Here is a 2,131-nt window from a genome sequence, read left to right as displayed (position 1 = left end):
AACCACCTGATCCCATCCCGAACTCAGTAGTGAAACGATGCATCGCCGATGGTAGTGTGGGGTTTCCCCATGTGAGAGTAGGTCATCGTCAAGCACCTATACCAAAACCCCCGATCAGGAAACTGGTCGGGGGTTTTACTTTGTGCGCCGAAAAACGGAAAGAGTTCTACGGTCAAGGTGCGCCCGTATGAGCGTAACCGCTCCACAACCCCCACCTTCAAATAATCCCTGTACGACCTGATGCTGTGCTCCCGATTTCGTTCTGGAACCAGCCCATTGTAGTGGTCTAATTTCCCCGGACACCTCGATAGGTGGAAAATACATCTATCGAGGAGTTTGCCCATGGCCCACAAACGCAGAACATTCGATGACAGCTACAAGCTGGAAATCGTGAAGATGATTAAGGATCAAGGCCTGACCGTTGCACAGGTTTGCCGAGATCAGAGTATCGGTGAAACCGCCGTACGACGCTGGGTACAGCAGTATGAGGCTGAGCAACTGGGGCAGGCCGGAATCGGCAAGCCGCTGACGGCGGAACAGCAGCGCATTCGGCAATTAGAACAAGAAAACCGGCAGCTCAAGATGGATAACGACATCTTAAAAAAGGCTACAGCCTTCTTTGCCCGCGAACTGAAGTGACGTATCGACTGGTTCAGCAACTGCAACAGAAGGCTTATTCGGTGTCGCACCTTTGCCGTTTACTGAGCGTCAGTCGATCTGGTTTCTACGAGGCCCAGAGGCGTGCGCAAGCGCCGACTCAACAGAGCTGTCCCATTGTTGTGCAGCTCAAGGCGTCGTTTGCTGAGAGCGGCAGCTGCTACGGCAGTCGGCCACTACGCAAGGCGTTGCAGGCCAAGGGCATAGAAATAGGCCTCCATAAAGTCCGTCGTTTGATGCGTACCAATGATTTGCGCGCGACCTGGAAGCGTAAGTTTGTGCATACGACGGACAGCAAGCATGACCTGCCAATTGCCGAGAATGTGCTGAACCGGCAGTTTGAGCCCGATGCAGCGAACAAGGCTTGGGTAGCGGACATTACCTATATCCGGACACGCGTCGGGTGGCTCTACCTAGCGGTAGTGCTGGACTTGTTCTCGCGCAAGATAGTGGGGTGGTCGATGGCCCCAAATATGCCCGCAGAGCTGGTGTGCAGCGCGATGCAACTAGCCATAGCGCAGCGCCAACCGCCACCGGGTCTGATCGCTCACTCGGATCGCGGCAGCCAATACGCCAGCGCGAGCTATAGAGCACTGTTGGCCAGAAACGATATGCAGCAGAGCATGAGTCGTAAAGGTAACTGCTGGGATAACTCAGTGATGGAGCGCTTCTTCCTGAGCTTGAAAATGGAGCGGGTATGGCGGCGCGATTATGCCAACCATGCCGAAGCGACACGCGACATCACTGAATATATCGTTGGGTTTTACAATAACGAGCGACTGCATTCGAAACTGGGATATCTGCCACCGACCGTTTACGAACAGAAGATGGCGTCAGAACGACCTATCGAGGTGTCCAGAATTAGTTGACCACTACACATGATGCGCCCCGACCCCAAGGTCAAAGCCGTTTACCTCTATCCCAAGCCGGTCGATTTCCGCAAATCCATCAATGGCCTGGCGGCCCTGGTCGAACTCGATATCAAGGTGGCGGTATTCGACCCGGTGTTGTTCGTCTTCCTCAACCGCACGCGCAACCAGATAAAGATTCTGTACTGGCATCGCAACGGCTTCTGCCTGTGGCTCAAGCGCCTGGAGGCCGAGCGCTTCAAGACCAAGCCAGATGCAGGTGACGAAGCCATCGAACTGACGGTGCGCGAGTTGAACCAACTACTGGAAGGAATCGACCTCTGGGGCAACCAGCCGCACAAGGTGCTGACGCCACGTTTCGTCACCTGAGTTGGTATAATCCACGGCATGATTTCCATGCCTGAAACCCTTCCTGGCGACCCCATTTTGCTGAAGCAGCTTCTGCTGTCGCTGCATGAACAGGTTGAATCGCCCCCGGTTTTCTAGACACTCTCCAAGCTCTGGAAATAGCGTTTTTCAAACTCTACCGGTGACAGCTGATTGTTGAAACCGTGTCGGCGTTTCGGGTTGTAGAACATCTCGATGTAATCGAACACATCGGCCCT

3 protein-coding genes and 1 rRNA gene are annotated in these 2,131 nt (G+C 54.2%); 3 read left to right on the top strand and 1 reads right to left on the bottom strand.

Going from position 1 to position 2,131, the window contains the following annotated elements:
* From rrf to tnpB, 3 genes are all read left to right on the top strand, one after another.
* A 5S ribosomal RNA gene (rrf, locus tag Q8M42_RS00880) occupies nt 1-94 on the top strand; the annotation flags it as partial.
* Nucleotides 95-342: 248 nt separating this feature from the next.
* Nucleotides 343-1,526 (top strand): IS3 family transposase gene (locus Q8M42_RS00875; RefSeq protein ID WP_305282942.1). Its coding sequence is split into 2 segments (ribosomal slippage): nt 343-607 and nt 607-1,526, totalling 1,185 coding nucleotides; the frame shifts between segments, so codons are not numbered across the junction.
* Nucleotides 1,527-1,535: 9 nt separating this feature from the next.
* Nucleotides 1,536-1,895: an IS66 family insertion sequence element accessory protein TnpB gene (gene tnpB / locus Q8M42_RS00870; protein ID WP_305282939.1), complete on the top strand. Its 360-nt coding sequence runs from the start codon at nt 1,536-1,538 to the stop codon at nt 1,893-1,895.
* 113 nt (nt 1,896-2,008) lie between these two features.
* Here tnpB and Q8M42_RS00865 read toward each other — a convergent pair.
* Nucleotides 2,009-2,131, bottom strand: a 123-nt coding sequence (locus tag Q8M42_RS00865; protein WP_305282944.1) for an IS3 family transposase, incomplete at its 5' end; no start/stop codon positions are given.

It is taken from the genome of Pseudomonas sp., assembly GCF_030684895.1.
GTDB lineage: Bacteria > Pseudomonadota > Gammaproteobacteria > Pseudomonadales > Pseudomonadaceae > Aquipseudomonas.
The sequence above is the reverse complement of the archived record's forward strand: the minus strand, read 5'-3'. Positions and strand labels throughout refer to the sequence as shown.